General features: G+C 60.9%; 12 protein-coding genes. 1 reads left to right on the plus strand and 11 read right to left on the minus strand.

Features of this window, described 5'->3' with window-relative positions:
* Nucleotides 1-151: 151 nt before the first annotated feature.
* The 7 genes from BMZ10_RS14275 to BMZ10_RS14305 all read right to left on the minus strand — a co-directional run bounded on the left by BMZ10_RS14275 (nucleotide 152) and on the right by BMZ10_RS14305 (nucleotide 9,344).
* A complete protein-coding gene (locus BMZ10_RS14275; RefSeq protein ID WP_093463263.1) occupies nucleotides 152-841 on the minus strand; it encodes a DUF4197 domain-containing protein in 690 nt (229 codons plus the stop codon).
* Between the two features lie 40 nt (nucleotides 842-881).
* Nucleotides 882-1,280, minus strand: coding sequence for a YbaY family lipoprotein (locus BMZ10_RS14280; RefSeq protein WP_093463266.1), 399 nt, complete (start codon nucleotides 1,278-1,280; stop codon nucleotides 882-884).
* 64 nt (nucleotides 1,281-1,344) lie between these two features.
* A complete protein-coding gene (gene plsB, locus BMZ10_RS14285; protein ID WP_093463269.1) occupies nucleotides 1,345-3,837 on the minus strand; it encodes a glycerol-3-phosphate 1-O-acyltransferase PlsB in 2,493 nt (830 codons plus the stop codon).
* Nucleotides 3,838-4,250: 413 nt separating this feature from the next.
* Nucleotides 4,251-4,628 carry a hypothetical protein gene (locus BMZ10_RS14290; protein WP_093463272.1) on the minus strand — a complete coding sequence of 126 codons (378 nt, stop codon included), beginning with the start codon at nucleotides 4,626-4,628 and terminating at the stop codon, nucleotides 4,251-4,253.
* A gap of 64 nt (nucleotides 4,629-4,692) precedes the next feature.
* Nucleotides 4,693-5,502 (minus strand): putative RNA methyltransferase, encoded by an 810-nt coding sequence (locus BMZ10_RS14295; protein ID WP_093463276.1) that lies wholly within the window; start codon nucleotides 5,500-5,502, stop codon nucleotides 4,693-4,695.
* A complete protein-coding gene (gene dapE / locus BMZ10_RS14300) occupies nucleotides 5,502-6,653 on the minus strand; it encodes a succinyl-diaminopimelate desuccinylase (RefSeq protein WP_093463279.1) in 1,152 nt (383 codons plus the stop codon). The genes BMZ10_RS14295 and dapE overlap by 1 nt, the downstream gene beginning before the upstream one ends.
* A gap of 102 nt (nucleotides 6,654-6,755) precedes the next feature.
* Nucleotides 6,756-9,344: a glycosyltransferase gene (locus tag BMZ10_RS14305; protein ID WP_093463282.1), complete on the minus strand. Its 2,589-nt coding sequence runs from the start codon at nucleotides 9,342-9,344 to the stop codon at nucleotides 6,756-6,758.
* A 324-nt stretch (nucleotides 9,345-9,668) separates the two neighbouring features.
* On the opposite strand from BMZ10_RS14305, the gene tcdA reads away from it, so the two are divergent.
* Nucleotides 9,669-10,493 (plus strand): tRNA cyclic N6-threonylcarbamoyladenosine(37) synthase TcdA, encoded by an 825-nt coding sequence (gene tcdA, locus BMZ10_RS14310; protein ID WP_093463284.1) that lies wholly within the window; start codon nucleotides 9,669-9,671, stop codon nucleotides 10,491-10,493.
* 149 nt (nucleotides 10,494-10,642) lie between these two features.
* Here the strand turns inward: tcdA and BMZ10_RS14315 are convergent, their stop codons facing one another.
* The 4 genes from BMZ10_RS14315 to BMZ10_RS14330 form a co-directional block, all read right to left on the minus strand.
* Nucleotides 10,643-11,047, minus strand: a complete 405-nt coding sequence (locus tag BMZ10_RS14315; RefSeq protein WP_093463287.1) for a SufE family protein — start codon at nucleotides 11,045-11,047, stop codon at nucleotides 10,643-10,645.
* Nucleotides 11,044-12,249, minus strand: a complete 1,206-nt coding sequence (locus tag BMZ10_RS14320; RefSeq protein ID WP_093464169.1) for an aminotransferase class V-fold PLP-dependent enzyme — start codon at nucleotides 12,247-12,249, stop codon at nucleotides 11,044-11,046. Before BMZ10_RS14320 ends, BMZ10_RS14315 begins: the two co-directional genes overlap by 4 nt.
* 124 nt (nucleotides 12,250-12,373) lie before the next feature.
* A complete protein-coding gene (dapD, locus tag BMZ10_RS14325) occupies nucleotides 12,374-13,408 on the minus strand; it encodes a 2,3,4,5-tetrahydropyridine-2,6-dicarboxylate N-succinyltransferase (RefSeq protein ID WP_093463290.1) in 1,035 nt (344 codons plus the stop codon).
* A 31-nt stretch (nucleotides 13,409-13,439) separates the two neighbouring features.
* A complete protein-coding gene (locus BMZ10_RS14330; protein WP_093463293.1) occupies nucleotides 13,440-13,802 on the minus strand; it encodes an ArsC family reductase in 363 nt (120 codons plus the stop codon).
* Between the last annotated feature and the right edge of the window lie 97 nt (nucleotides 13,803-13,899).

The following is a 13,899-nucleotide window of genomic DNA, read 5'->3' on the forward strand; positions in this document are numbered from 1 at the left end:
CGGAGAGGCTCAGGCTTCCTTCTGAGGAGTAAAGGCGCGCTTGCCGCCATTGCGGTGTGCTGTGCGATGACTGGCATCGACATCACTTTCAGCGAACAAGCGCTTCTGCAGGTGGGGGCGGTCGAACGCGCCGACCGCACCTGGCCCCGCATTACAAAGCGCCGAACACCTTTTTCGCCAGGCCTGTCGCTGCCGCGGCCGGATTGGCGCGAATACCTTCTTCCTGCTTGGCGATCATCTCGAACAGGCCATCCAGCGCCTTTTCGGTGACATAGCCTTCGATGTTCGAGTTCTTCGCGTCCAGCACGCCGAGGGTCGCTGCCTGACCGGCGAACGAGTTGTACTGCTGCGCCAGGCCGACCTTGTCCGTGGCCTGTTTGACGATCGGCAGGAACTTGGCGCGGATCTGCTCGCGGCTGGATTTGTTCAGGTACTGGGTGGCCGAGTCCTTGCCGCCGCTCAGAATGCCTTTGGCGTCGGACACGCTCATCTTTTTCACGGCATCGACCAGCAGCGCCTGAGCCTGCGGCACGGCGGCCTCGGCGGCTTGGTTCATGCTGGTTTCCAGCTGGTCGACCTGCGCGCCCATACCGAACTGCTTCATCTTCTTGGCGACCTTGCCCAGATTGCCCGGCAGCTCGATGCGCACCTCCTTGTTGTTGCTGAAGCCGCCCGGCACGCCCAGCTGTTTCACTGCGATTTGCGCACCTTGAGTCAAGGCGTCTTTCAGGCCACCGGTTGCGTCCGATTGCGACAAATCACCCAGCGACAGCGCGAAGGCGCTGGCTGACAGCAACAGTCCGGCGCACAGGCCAGTGAACGAGAGAGAGCGAAGCAGCATGGGGCGTGTCCTTTTCAAATGTTGGGTAAATCGGGATCGACTAGTGCGCCGGATTCACACGAATCTTCACCGGCGGCTTTTCTTCCAGGGTCAGGTCCACAGTGTAGCGTTCGGTGCTGACCAGCAGCGGCTGACCATCGACTTCAATGCGTGCACTGACGGCATAGGTGTGACCCGGCTGAACCAGTTTCTGATCGTAGGTCAGGTGGAAGGGCAGCGGCACCTGGCCTTTGATCGGCCCGCTCTGGCTGGCGAGCGTCTGGGCCGGTGCATCGGCGCGGGACACATCCTGCAAGGTGACTTTCAGCGTTGCGGTAGGCGGCAGCGCCATGCGTTGCAGGTAAAACACCTCGCCGTCGACAGAGCCGGGCAGGTTGTCCGGGGCGTTGGCGCAGGCTGCCAGTACGGTAGCCATGAGGGTCAGCAGTACGTGTTTCATGGGATGCAACTCCTTATCGCGCAGCGTCGGATCGGGCCGCCGCCACGCGGGCATTGAACAGGGTCTAGGCGCTCGGGCCTGTTTCTACGACCTCGTCATTGCGATGCAGTGCCACTTGACGAATCGACAAACGGATTTCAGCTGGCAATACCCGTTTGGCTGCACCTTCAGCCAGTTCGCCGAGCAGTTCGTGATAGCCCAGTTTGCCGGCCTCGTCCTTGCGCAGGACGTCCTGATCCAGCAGCGTTTGAATGAAGTGGCGAAACAGGCTCTTGTCGAAGAATTCCGGGGCATTCAGGCCATGCAGGATCGACAGGCGCTGGGCCATGATCGTGCACAGGTCTTCGAGTTCTTCGGCGGTCAGGGTGTGTTGGCCACTGTTGAGCAGCAGCGAAATCGCCATATAGAAACGCTGCAGGGTCTGCGCGATGGCGCGCGACAGCAGGGTCAGCAGCACGAAATGGCGCGAACTCGGTGCCGGCCGCAGGTACACGTCCTTCTCGAAGCGCAGCAGCCCTTGCTCGACGAAAGCCGCCAGCCATTGGTCGATCACGGCGTCCAGATCGTCGAGCGACCAGCGAATGAACAACTCCGATTGCAGATACGGGTACAACGCACGGGCGAAGCGCAGGATCTGCTCGCGGCTCATCCGTGACGAGCTCTGGAAGAAGCTGGCCAGCAGCGAAGGCAGCGCAAAGATGTGCAGGACGTTATTGCGGTAGTACGTCATCAGGACCGCATTCTGCTCATCCAGATACAGAATCTTGCCCAGCGCGTCCTTTTGCTCGGACAACAGGTCCATGCCTTTGACGTGCTCGATCAGCGCCCGACCGTCGCCCTCGGGCAAGGTGGTATGCGGCGAGTAAGGCACCTGGCGCAGCAGCGTCAGATACAGGTCCAGCACGCGGGCCAGCGCCTGATCGTCCAGCGCGTGCTTGTGGGTGGACAGCAACGCCAGTGCCACCAGATTGACCGGGTTGACCGCTGCTGCTTCATTCAGATGCTGCGCGACGCGCTCCCCGAGACGGTGGGTGGTCTCGTTCAGCCACGCGGGTTTGAACAGCGGCCCCAGATTCTGACTGCGCCAGTCCGGCTGCTCATGATCGAGAAACTCGGTCAGCCGGATCGGCTCGCCGAAGTTCACCGACACCTGGCCAAAACGCTGTTTGAGCGCACCAATGACCTTGAAGATGTCGAAAATCGACTCTTTTTTCTTCGCAGCGCCACGCAGTTCGCCGAGGTAGGTACGCCCTTCGAGCACGCGCTCGTAACCGATGTAGACCGGCACAAAGACGATTGGCATCCGCGAATTGCGCAGAAAGCTGCGCAGCGTGATGGCCAGCATGCCGGTCTTCGGTTGCAGCATTCGCCCGGTGCGCGAGCGTCCGCCTTCGACGAAGTACTCCACCGGAAAACCCTTGGTGAACAGGGTGTGCAGGTACTCGTTGAACACCGCGGTGTACAACGGATTGCCCTTGAACGTACGACGCATGAAAAACGCGCCGCCACGACGCAGCAGGCTGCCGATCACCGGCATGTTGAGGTTGATGCCGGCGGCGATGTGCGGGGGCGTCAGGCCGTTGCGAAACAGCAGATACGACAGCAACAGATAGTCGATATGGCTGCGGTGACACGGTACATAAATGATCTCGTTGCCCTGGGCGACGTTCTGCACGCCCTCCAGATGACTGACCTTGATGCCGTCGTAGATCTTGTTCCAGAACCAGCTGAGCACCACTTCCAGGAAACGGATGGCGGTGTAGGTGTAGTCCGAGGCGATTTCGTTGCCGTAGTGCAGCGCCTTTTCGCGGGCCTTGGCCTCAGGGATTTTCTCCCGCGCCGCCTCATCGAGAATGGCCTGCCTGACCAGCGGGTCCGCCACCAGCCCTTTGACCAGATTGCGCCGATGGGACAGGTCCGGGCCGATGACGGCGGTTTTCAGATTCCGGAAATGCACCCGCAGCAGACGCTGTGCCATGCGCACAGTGCGCTCGTAACCTTTGTTTTCGTCGACCAGCTCGCGCAGGTGAATGGGCGCGGAGAACTGCACGCGGGTCTTGCGCCCCAGAATCAGAATGGTGATGAACTTGCGCAGGCGCCCGGTCACCGCCCAACTGTCGGCGAACAGCAGTTTCCACGGGCTGTCTTCCTTGTCCGGAGACTGCCCCCAGAACACGCTCACCGGAATGATCTGCGCGTCTTCGGCGGCATTCTGGCTGACCGCACCGACCAGCCGTTCAAGCGTCGGCGGTGCGCCGCGTTTGTCCTGGCGCCCGAGCCAGTCAGGCTCCGGGGTCAGGTAAAAGAACGCCGCAGGTTCCGAGAGATTGCCCACCACCACCGACAGCACCGGCCGCGGCAGACCGGCTTTGCGGCATTCGCGATCGAGGACCGCCAGATCGCTCAGCGACGGGCTTTGCAGCGCGTAAAACACCGGGCGGCTGCGATCCAGATTGAGGGTGAACGACGACTGATTGATTGTCTCCGACCGTACCCACAGGTACAGCAGGCGGCGCAGGGTGCCAAACACAAGGCGACGAAACGGGGAGCGGGTCATACGAATTCTGCTGTAAGGGGCCGGGCCCACGAGGCGGCCAGTTTGCCGCATATGGCGGGGATGGGCAAAGTTGGGCACAAGGTGGGATTGCAGGGCCTGCTGTGGGAATGAGCTCGCTCACCAGGACGCGGTTACATCCGCCACCAGGTCGGCGGTTGGAAAGCGACTGCATCTGCACCACATGCACCGACCCATTCCCGGCTAAAGCCGGTCCTACAGACGCTGCAGACATTTCGTGGGACCGGGTCTAGCCGGTCTCACGGACGCTACGAGCTTTCCGTAGGACCGGCTTTAGCCGGGAAAGCGTCGGGTGTTACGTCGCTGATCGAAGGGGCGTTAAAGACATTTGGCTCACTGCCACAGGTCATAGGCACCCTCATATGAAGAGGGTGCGCTGCGAGGGTTGCCAAGGTCTACGACGTGCGCCAGGTAATCTCTTCTTCGCCGTCGACACTGATGCGAATCCAGCGGTCGGCGTCCTCTTCGTTTTCTTCCTCGACCCATGTTCCTGGCGCGCAGCGAACTTCGACGTTCAGCGCGGCGAAGGCGGCGCGGGCGCAGGCAATGTCGTCTTCCCACGGCGTCCTGTCGCTGTCCAGGCACAAGCTGTTCCACTTGCCCACAGCCTTGGGAATCCAGGTCACGGGAATGTCGCCCGCCTTGCACTTCCAGGTCTGGCCCTTCTGGACCCATTCGCTGCACGGGCCGATGTCAGCAGTCAGCCAGGTGGTGATGGCTTTGTGATCGACGTCGGCATCTTTCAGGTAGATTTCAATATCGGGTTGGCGCATGGATGCCTCGTGAGTGTTCTGGAAAATCCATTCGCGGATTCAGTCTGTGTACGTTGCAGGCGGATCATTGCAGCACGAAATAATCGTAGCGCATCGACACCGTGACCTCGAAGGGCGCGGCCTGCTCGATCACGTTCGCCCGGCGTTCGGCACTCGCGCGCCAGCCATGCGGCGTCATGGCCAGCAAGTTGGCGCGAGACTGGCCGTCAGGGAGTGTCAGTGTGAAACGCAGGGTTTCGCTGTGCTGCAGGCTCATGCCGTCGGGCACCAGCGCCAGGTGTTTGTCATCGGCGTAGTCACGGACTTCGTCGTACAGGCGTTGGCGCAATTCCATCAAGTGTTCGTTGGTCGGCCCTACACGCATGAGCCCGCCGCCAGGGGAAAGCAGGCGCCTGGCTTCGGCCCAGTCCAGTGGGCTGAACACACTGGCGATGAATTGAATGCTGGCGTCCGGCAGCGGTACGCGGGCCATACTGGCGATCAACCACGTCAGCCGGGGATCGCGCTTGCACGCTCGCTTGACTGCCTCGCGCGAAATATCCAGCGCGTAGCCATCGCCTTGCGGAAGTGCTTCGGCGATTTGCGCGGTGTAGTACCCCTCGCCACAGCCGATGTCCAGCCAATGCGCCGGGGCGCGTTCGGCAGCCAGTTCGGCAAGACGCTTTGCGACCGGCGCGTAGTGACCGGCGTTGAGGAAGTCGCGGCGCGCTTCGACCATCGCCTGGTTGTCGCCAGGGTCGCGGCTGTTCTTGTGCTGCACCGGCAGCAGGTTCAGGTAACCCTGGCGCGCGCGATCGAAGCGATGTCCCACAGGGCACACGACGCCGTTATCCGCTGAGTCCAGCGGTGCGGAGCAAATCGGACAAGTCAGCATCAGGCGAGCAACTTGACCAGCGTCTGATAGTAGATCTCGGTCAGTACATCGAGATCGCTCGCCAGGATGCGCTCGTTCACCTGATGAATCGTCGCGTTCACCGGGCCCAGCTCGACCACCTGGGTGCCCAGAGTGGCGATGAATCGACCATCGGACGTGCCGCCGCTGGTGGACGCCTTGGTCTCGCGACCGGTGACGCTCTTGATGCTCGCCGACACCGCATCGAGCAGCGCGCCCGGTTCGGTGAGGAAGGGCAGGCCCGAAAGCGCCCAGTCCACGTGCCATTCCAGGCCGTGCTTGTCGAGAATGTCTGCGACACGTTTCTGCAGGCCTTCGACGGTGGATTCGGTGGAGAAACGGAAGTTGAAGACGGCCGTGAGATCGCCCGGAATCACGTTGGTCGCGCCCGTGCCGGAATTGAGATTGGAGATCTGGAAACTGGTCGGCGGGAAGAACGCATTGCCCGCGTCCCAGTGTTCGGCCGCCAGCTCAGCGAGCGCCGGAGCGGCCTGATGAATGGGATTCCTGGCCAGGTGCGGATAAGCCACATGACCCTGCACGCCTCTGACCGTCAGGGTGGCGCCGAGGGACCCGCGACGACCGTTTTTCACCACATCGCCCACGAGTGTGGTGCTCGACGGTTCGCCGACGATGCACCAGTCCATACGCTCCTTGCGCGCCGCCAGTCGTTCGACGACAGCCTTGGTGCCGTGATGCGCAGGGCCTTCTTCGTCGCTGGTGATCAGGTAGGCGATCTTGCCTTTGTGGTTTGGGTACTCGGCGACGAAACGCTCGGTGGCGACGATCATCGACGCCAGGCTGCCTTTCATGTCCGCTGCGCCACGGCCGCAGAGCATGCCGTCTTCATCGATGAGTGCGTTGAACGGATCGTTCTGCCAGGCCGTCACGGGGCCGGTCGGGACCACGTCGGTGTGACCGGCGAAGCACAAGACCGGACCCTCTTCGGTGCCGTGGGTGGCCCAGAAATTGTCGACGTCCTCGATGCGCATCGGCTCCAGCGTGAAACCGGCATCGCCCAGGCGTTTCATCATCACGGCCTGGCAGTCGGCGTCCAGTGGCGTGACCGATGGGCGACGAATCAGGTCGCAGGCGAGTTGCAGAGTAGGCGAGAGGTCGGCTGGGGCTGTCATGAAAAATCCGAGATATTGAGTGAAGGCAAGGCATAAACCGGCGAATAGCTTAAAGCAAAACGGCGACCCGAAGGTCGCCGTTTAGTACAGCGCCTCATTGTTTCAGGGGGTAGCGGATTCCTCTGCGAATTTCGGTTTCGGCAGTGAAGACAGAAACGCCATGATCAGCGCCGCCAGATACGGCAGCGATTGCACCAGCAGCATGATGACCCAGAAGCGCATGTCGTTGCTCGGCAGGCCTTGCACCAGACAGATGCCCAACGCAGCGCCCCACAGCATCAGCATGATGAACAGCTCTTCGCGAGCCTCGGAAATCGCCACCAGCAAGCCATGGCTTTCGGCGTTTTTCGGCGTCCGGAAGAACGGAATGCTGGTGGTGAAGAAGCCATGCAGCACCGCTTTGGCGATGGTGTGCGACAGCGCCAGTCCTGCGAGGGCGGCGTAGAACGCGTCCTTCAGGTTCACGCCCACCGCGCGTCGGTACAGGAAGATGATCTTGCCGACCTTGAAGAAGAACAGCGCCAGCGGCGGGATCGCGAAAATCAGCAGCGGCGGGTCGACTCGATTGGGCACGATGATCATTGCCGAGGACCACAGCAATGCACCGACGGTAAAGAAGATGTTCATGCCGTCCGCCACCCAGGGCAGCCAGCCTGCAAGGAAGTGGTAGCGCTGGCCGCGGGTCAGTTCGCTGCCCTTGCCGCGCAGCAGGCTGGCGGCGTGACGCTTGATGATCTGAATCGCGCCATACGCCCAGCGGAAACGCTGTTTTTTGAAGTCGATGAAGGTGTCGGGCATCAGGCCCTTGCCGAAGCTATTGTGCGCGTAAGCTGCCGAATAGCCTCTTTCGAACACGCGCAGACCCAGTTCGGCGTCCTCGCAGATGCACCAGTCTGCCCAGCCAAGCTCCTCAAGCACCGAGCGACGAGTCATGGTCATGGTGCCATGCTGAATGATCGCGTCGCGGTCGTTGCGGGTGACCATGCCGATGTGGAAGAACCCTTTGTATTCCGAGTAGCAGAGCTTTTTGAACGCGCTTTCGTGTTGATCGCGATAATCCTGCGGCGACTGCACCACCGCGATTTTCGGATCGGCAAAGTGCGGCACCATGTGCTTGAGCCAGTTGCGGTCCACGCAGTAATCCGAATCGATCACCGCAATCACCTCGGCATCGGGCGCGGTGTGGGGAATCAGGTAGTTCAGCGCACCCCCTTTGAAGCCCGCCAATGGCGCCACGTGGAAAAATTTGAAGCGCTCGCCGAGCATTTCACAATGCGCTTTGACGGGCTCCCAGACGGCCGGGTCCTTGGTGTTGTTATCGATCAGCAATACCTCGAAATCCGGGTAGTCAAGCGCGGCCAGGGCGTTGAGCGTCTGCTTCACCATCTCTGGAGGCTCGTTGTAACAAGGAACGTGCACCGAGACCTTGGGCCTGTAGGCGGTATCCGCTTCAACAGGCAGGAATTCGCGCCGACGCTTGTGCGTCCAGACCGCTTCGGCCAGTTCATGGGCCTCCGTGAGCAGTACGATGAATACACCAAATGCCCCCAGCGCCAGTAAAAATCCTACGAGCAGGCTGAACCAGGTGCTGTATTGCTGGCTGTAGTCATAGCCGATCCATACCAGCACCGATCCGCACAGAAACGCGATGAAGGTCAGGAAGGTCCGGCCGCGTTGGCGCAGCGCCGAGCCGTCGATCAACAGCAGCGCCAGCGCGAGCATGGCCAGCACCGCCGAGCCGATGGCCAGCACGCGCCACTGAGGAATCGCAACCACAGGGCCTTCAAAGTTGAATTTCTGTTGCCGGGCGGCGTTATATACGCCCCAATACGCGCCGACCGAACCTTCGTCGCTGGCTTTCCACGGCTGATCGAAGGCCTCGATCACGAAGTAGTTAAAACCCTGACGGTTGAGTTTGTTAACCAGCGTGCGCAGATAAATCGCCTGATCCGCCTGAGTGGCATCGGCCCCGCCGCGCATGTGCCCATTGCTCGGCCAGCCGACTTCGGACAGCAGCAGCGGCTTCTTGGGGAACATGTGCCTGAGCTCGCGTGCCCGGTCAAAAACGAACTGTCCGGCCTTGTCCATGGGGATGTATTCCCAGTACGGCAGGATGTGCGCGGCGATCAGGTCCACATGTTTTGCGAGTTCGGGATACTTCTCCCAGATGTGCCACTGCTCTGAGGTGGTAACCGGCACCTTCACCGCTGCGCGGACGCGGTCGAGGAGGGCGATCAGGTCCTTGGGCTTGATTTCCTCGCGATACAGCGCCTCGTTACCGACCACCACGCGCACCACGCTGCGGGTCGTGTTGGCGAGCGCGATAGCGGTCTTGATTTCACGCTCGTTACGTTCAAGGTCCGGGCTGATCCAGATGCCGAGCGTCACGCGCAGGCCGAACTCTTCGGCCAGTCGAGGGATGTCCTGCAGGCTGCCATCCACGGAGTAGATGCGGATGTTGTCAGTCTGTTTGCTCATCAGCTCCAGGTCTTGGCGCATTTCGTCGTCAGACGGATACACGCCCTTCTGTGGGTTTTGTCCCAGCCTGAATGGTGAATAAGAGAACCCAGAGATTTGTTCAGGCCAGTCAGGGGCAGAGACAGGACGATTGATCAATGCCCAGAAACCGGTAAAGAGCGCGGCGATCGCCACGATGACCACCAGATTGAGACCAAATTTACGCGATGACATAGGGACTTCAGGTTCCAAACGGGGAACGGAAAAACTGACGGACGCCAGACAGCTTGTCCTTGGGCAGCTGACAAAAGTTGAAGTTCTGTTCTGAAGAAAATGTAGTCCGTTTCTGCAGAGAGTTGTTTTGCAGAAGCAGCGCGCTTGCCCGCGATTGCAATCTGCCTATGCCTGCTGTTCCAAATGACACCCATCGCGGGCAAGCGCGCTCCGACAAGAGTAGGGGCAGCATCCGATGGTTTTCAGACCAAACACCCTCACCAAACAGCTGTCCCAGATTCAGGCAAGGCCTATAATGCGCGCCGGTTTTTTGGGGTATTGATCATGAGCACAGAAGATCCGCGGTTCGCTGGCATCGCCCGCCTGTATGGCATCGACGGGCTGGAGCGCTTGCGCGCTGCCCATGTGGCGGTCGTCGGCATCGGCGGCGTCGGTTCGTGGGCGGCCGAAGCCATGGCCCGCTGTGGCGTCGGGGAGATATCTCTGTTCGACATGGACGACGTTTGCGTCAGCAACAGCAACCGGCAGTTGCACGCATTGAGCAGCACCGTCGGCCGGCCCAAGGTCGAGGTCATGGCCGATCGCCTGCGTGAGATCAACCCGGACTGCGTCGTGCACGCCGTTGCCGACTTCGTCACCCGTGAAACCATGGCCGAATACATCACGCCGAACATCGATTGCGTCCTGGACTGCATCGACAGCGTGAACGCCAAGGCCGCTCTGATTGCCTGGTGCAAGCGTCGCAAGATCCAGATCATCACCACGGGCGGCGCGGGCGGACAGATTGACCCGACACTGATTCAGGTCTGCGATCTGAACCGCACGTTTAACGACCCGCTTGCTTCCAAAGTGCGGTCGACATTGCGTCGCGATTACGGGTTCTCACGCACCGTGACCCGTCATTACAGCGTGCCATGCGTGTTTTCCACCGAGCAGCTTCGTTATCCCAAACCGGATGGCAGCATCTGCTTGCAGAAAAGCTTTGTCGGTGACGGCGTCAAGCTCGATTGCGCCGGTGGTTTTGGCGCCGTGATGATGGTCACCGCGACGTTCGGCATGGTGGCCGCCACCAAAGCGGTGGAAAAGATCGTGGCAGGCGTGCGGCGTCCGGCGGATCGGGTCAAGGCGAAAGAAGCCGCCGGGTCTTGAATGTCTGGCCTTGATCTCTGTGGGAGCAAACGCGCTTGCGAAGACGGAGGTCCGGACGCTGAATCTACAGCGGGTGTACTGCCTTTTCGCGGGCACGCTCGCTCCCGCAATGAGCAGACATGGCGCAGACACGGCGCGGGTGGCGCGATTCAACCCGCCAACTGCCGCATCTTCTGCAATACCGCATTCAAACCGTTGCTGCGTGACGGCGACAACTGGCGACTGAGCCCCAGCTGGTTGAACCAGTCCGCAAGATCGACCCGTTGCAGATCCTGCGCTGACAAGCCATTGACCCGGACGAGCAGCAGGGCGACCAAGCCACGAATCAGGCGAGCGTCGCTGGCCGCGCGAAACTGCCAACGACCGTCAATCACCTCGCCGAACAGCCAGACCTTGCTCTCGCAACCGTCCACCAGATGCTCGTCGGACTTTTCCTGGTCGGCAACAGGCGGCAGGCGATCTCCCCATTGCATCAGAAGACGTGCGCGTTGTTCCCAGCTCATCGAGGCGCCAAAGGTTTCCAGCGCGGTCTGCGCCAGTGGCGGAAGGTTCATCGCAGCAACTCCAGTGCCTGATCCAGTGCGTTGAAGAAGTGCTCCAGATCCTCCGAGTCGTTGTACAGACCCAGTGACACCCGGATTGCGCCGGCGAGCCCCATACTGCTGATCAACGGAATTGCGCAGTGATGGCCGGCGCGCACCGCGATGCCCTGCTCAGTCAGCAAGTGGGCGAGATCGGCATTGTGAACGCCCTCGATCACGAAGCTTGCCAGCGCCACACTCGGATCACCCAACAGCCGGACCCCTTCGCGCAACAGCAGCCCGGCACGCAGCAGATCGTGCAGCCTCGCCTCGTGTTCGGCCACCGCCGTTTGATTGACATCGTTCAGGTAGTCGAGCGTGGCGCCCAGGCCAATCACCGCGCTGATAGGCGGAGTGCCCGCCTCGAAGCCCAGTGGAGCAGGACGGAAGGTTGCGTCCAGATACCCGGCCTGCAGGACCATCTCGCCACCGAACTGCCAGTGTCGCAGCTGCGCCAGCGCCTGGTGGCGACCGAATAGCACGCCCACGCCATCCGGGCCATACAGTTTGTGACCGGAGAACACATAGAAGTCGCAATTCATGGCCTGGACGTCGTGACGTTCATGAACTACGCCTTGCGCGCCGTCGATCACCGTAAAGGCGCCTTGGGCGCGAGCCAGGGCAATCAGTTGAGCAACTGGCTGCCAAGTGCCGAGCACATTGGACAACTGGCTGATCGCCAGCAAGCGGGTACGCGAGCTGATCAGCGTGGCGGCGGCGTCGAGATCGATCACGCCCCGCGTCGTCAGAGGCAGGACGACCAGCCGAGCCTGTCGACGTTTTGCCAGCTGTTGCCAGGGCAACAGGTTGGCATGGTGCTCCAGCGCGCTGATGACGATCTCATCACCCGCTTCAAAAAGATGTTCGAGCCCGTAGGCAAGCAGATTCAAAGCAGACGTCGTGCCGTGCGTAAAAACGACATGACCGCTGTCGCCCGCATTCAGCCATTCACCCGCTTTGCGACGCGTATCCTCGAAAGCCTGAGTCGCCATCGCACCGGGCAGGTGCTGGGCTCGATGAACGTTGGCGGCACCGTTGGCATAGTAATGCGCCATGGCGTCCATCAGGGCTTGAGGTTTTTGCGCGGTGGCGGCGCTGTCCAGATACGTCTGGCCTTGCCGCTGGAGGGCATCCAGGGCAGGAAAGTCAGCGCGCCAGGGGGAAATGAGGGACATGAAAATCGTGCTCTCTTCACTGTGCAAGCGAATTCATCTGGGCTGCATCGGACGGCTGGGACGGGCAGAATCTGCCGTCCCTCGTCGAGCAGTTGCCCGCCATGAACCCGCTTACCCGAGTCGGTCAGTTGTGAGCGTGCAGCGCTTCGTTCAGCTCGATAGCCGACTTGTGGGATTTGCACTCCACGGCACCGGTTTGCGAGTTGCGACGGAACAGCAGGTCAGGCTGACCGGCGAGGTCGCGGGCCTTGAGTACCTTGACCAGTTCGTTTTTTTCGTCCAGCAGGGCCACTTTGGTCCCCGCAGTGATGTACAGACCGGCTTCAACGGTGTTGCGGTCGCCCAGCGGGATGCCGATACCGGCGTTCGCGCCGATCAGGCAGCCTTCGCCGACCTTGATCACGATGTTGCCCCCTCCGGAGAGGGTGCCCATGGTCGAGCAGCCGCCGCCCAGATCGGAACCCTTGCCAACGAACACGCCAGCCGACACGCGACCTTCGATCATGCCCGGGCCTTCGGTGCCGCCGTTGAAGTTCACGAAACCTTCGTGCATGACGGTTGTGCCTTCACCGATGTAGGCACCCAGACGCACGCGAGCGGTGTCGGCGATACGCACGCCTGCCGGAACCACGTAGTCGGTCATTTTCGGGAATTTGTCGACGGAGAATACTTCCAGCAGCTCGCCCTTCAGACGCGCTTCCAGCTGACGCTGCGCCAGTTCAGCCAGATCGATTGCGCCCTGGCTGGTCCATGCCACGTTCGGCAGCAGCGGGAACACGCCCGCCAGGCTCAGACCGTGTGGCTTGACCAGACGATGGGACAGCAGGTGAAGCTTCAGGTACGCCTCAGGCGTGGACGTCAGCGCCGCGTCTTCGGCCAGCAGCGTTGCAACCAGCGGCTTGTGGCTTTCAGCCAGACGGGTCAGCAGAGCGGCTTGCGAAGCATCGACGGATTTCAGTGCTTCAGCCAGTTTCGAGGCCAGATCGGTGTTGAAACTGATGGCCTGATTGCCACCGGTGTAGCCGAGGATCGGGGCGACTGCGGCGACGATTTCAGCCGAAGGGTCAAGCAGCGGCAGGGCGTAGAAGACTTCCAGCCAGGTGCCTTGACGATTTTGGGTGCCAACGCCAAAGGCCAGGCTGAACAGAGAAGTGGACATGCAGATACCTCGTTATTTAGGGCTATCTCAATCAGGCGATAGCCGCAGCGTACAGTTCGGGTTTGAAACCAATCAGGGTTTTGCCGCCAAGATCGAGCACCGGGCGCTTGATCATCGACGGTTGGGCGAGCATCAGCTCAATCGCTTTCTCCTGGTCCAGGTCGGCTTTCTGCGACTCGTCCAGTTTGCGGAAGGTCGTACCTGCGCGGTTCAGTACCGTCTGCCAGCCGTGCTCGTTGCACCACTGGGTCAGGTGTTCGCGGTCGATGCCCAGCGCCTTGTAGTCATGGAAATCGTAGTTCACCGATTTTTCATCGAGCCAGGTGCGAGCCTTCTTCATCGTGTCGCACGCTTTGATTCCGTAGAGGTGCAATGTGTTGGTATTTTCGGCCATGAGCTTGCCCCCTTTGCAATGGTTGGAAAAAACGGTGACGGATTATGCCACGTACAAGCAAGTTGGGCGCGGCCTGGCAGGGGTTTCTGCACTTCAA

This window comes from Pseudomonas sp. NFR16 (genome assembly GCF_900108875.1).
GTDB lineage: Bacteria > Pseudomonadota > Gammaproteobacteria > Pseudomonadales > Pseudomonadaceae > Aquipseudomonas.

Excerpts from the sequence above, each read along its gene's own strand:
- BMZ10_RS14275 (WP_093463263.1), bottom strand. The coding sequence starts at position 841 with ATGCTGCTTCGCTCTCTCTCGTTCACTGGCCTGTGCGCCGGACTGTTG.
- BMZ10_RS14280 (WP_093463266.1), bottom strand. The coding sequence starts at position 1,280 with ATGAAACACGTACTGCTGACCCTCATGGCTACCGTACTGGCAGCCTGC.
- plsB (WP_093463269.1), bottom strand. The coding sequence starts at position 3,837 with ATGACCCGCTCCCCGTTTCGTCGCCTTGTGTTTGGCACCCTGCGCCGC.
- BMZ10_RS14290 (WP_093463272.1), bottom strand. The coding sequence starts at position 4,628 with ATGCGCCAACCCGATATTGAAATCTACCTGAAAGATGCCGACGTCGAT.
- BMZ10_RS14295 (WP_093463276.1), bottom strand. The coding sequence starts at position 5,502 with ATGCTGACTTGTCCGATTTGCTCCGCACCGCTGGACTCAGCGGATAAC.
- dapE (WP_093463279.1), bottom strand. The coding sequence starts at position 6,653 with ATGACAGCCCCAGCCGACCTCTCGCCTACTCTGCAACTCGCCTGCGAC.
- BMZ10_RS14305 (WP_093463282.1), bottom strand. The coding sequence starts at position 9,344 with ATGTCATCGCGTAAATTTGGTCTCAATCTGGTGGTCATCGTGGCGATC.
- tcdA (WP_093463284.1), top strand. The coding sequence starts at position 9,669 with ATGAGCACAGAAGATCCGCGGTTCGCTGGCATCGCCCGCCTGTATGGC.
- BMZ10_RS14315 (WP_093463287.1), bottom strand. The coding sequence starts at position 11,047 with ATGAACCTTCCGCCACTGGCGCAGACCGCGCTGGAAACCTTTGGCGCC.
- BMZ10_RS14320 (WP_093464169.1), bottom strand. The coding sequence starts at position 12,249 with ATGTCCCTCATTTCCCCCTGGCGCGCTGACTTTCCTGCCCTGGATGCC.
- dapD (WP_093463290.1), bottom strand. The coding sequence starts at position 13,408 with ATGTCCACTTCTCTGTTCAGCCTGGCCTTTGGCGTTGGCACCCAAAAT.
- BMZ10_RS14330 (WP_093463293.1), bottom strand. The coding sequence starts at position 13,802 with ATGGCCGAAAATACCAACACATTGCACCTCTACGGAATCAAAGCGTGC.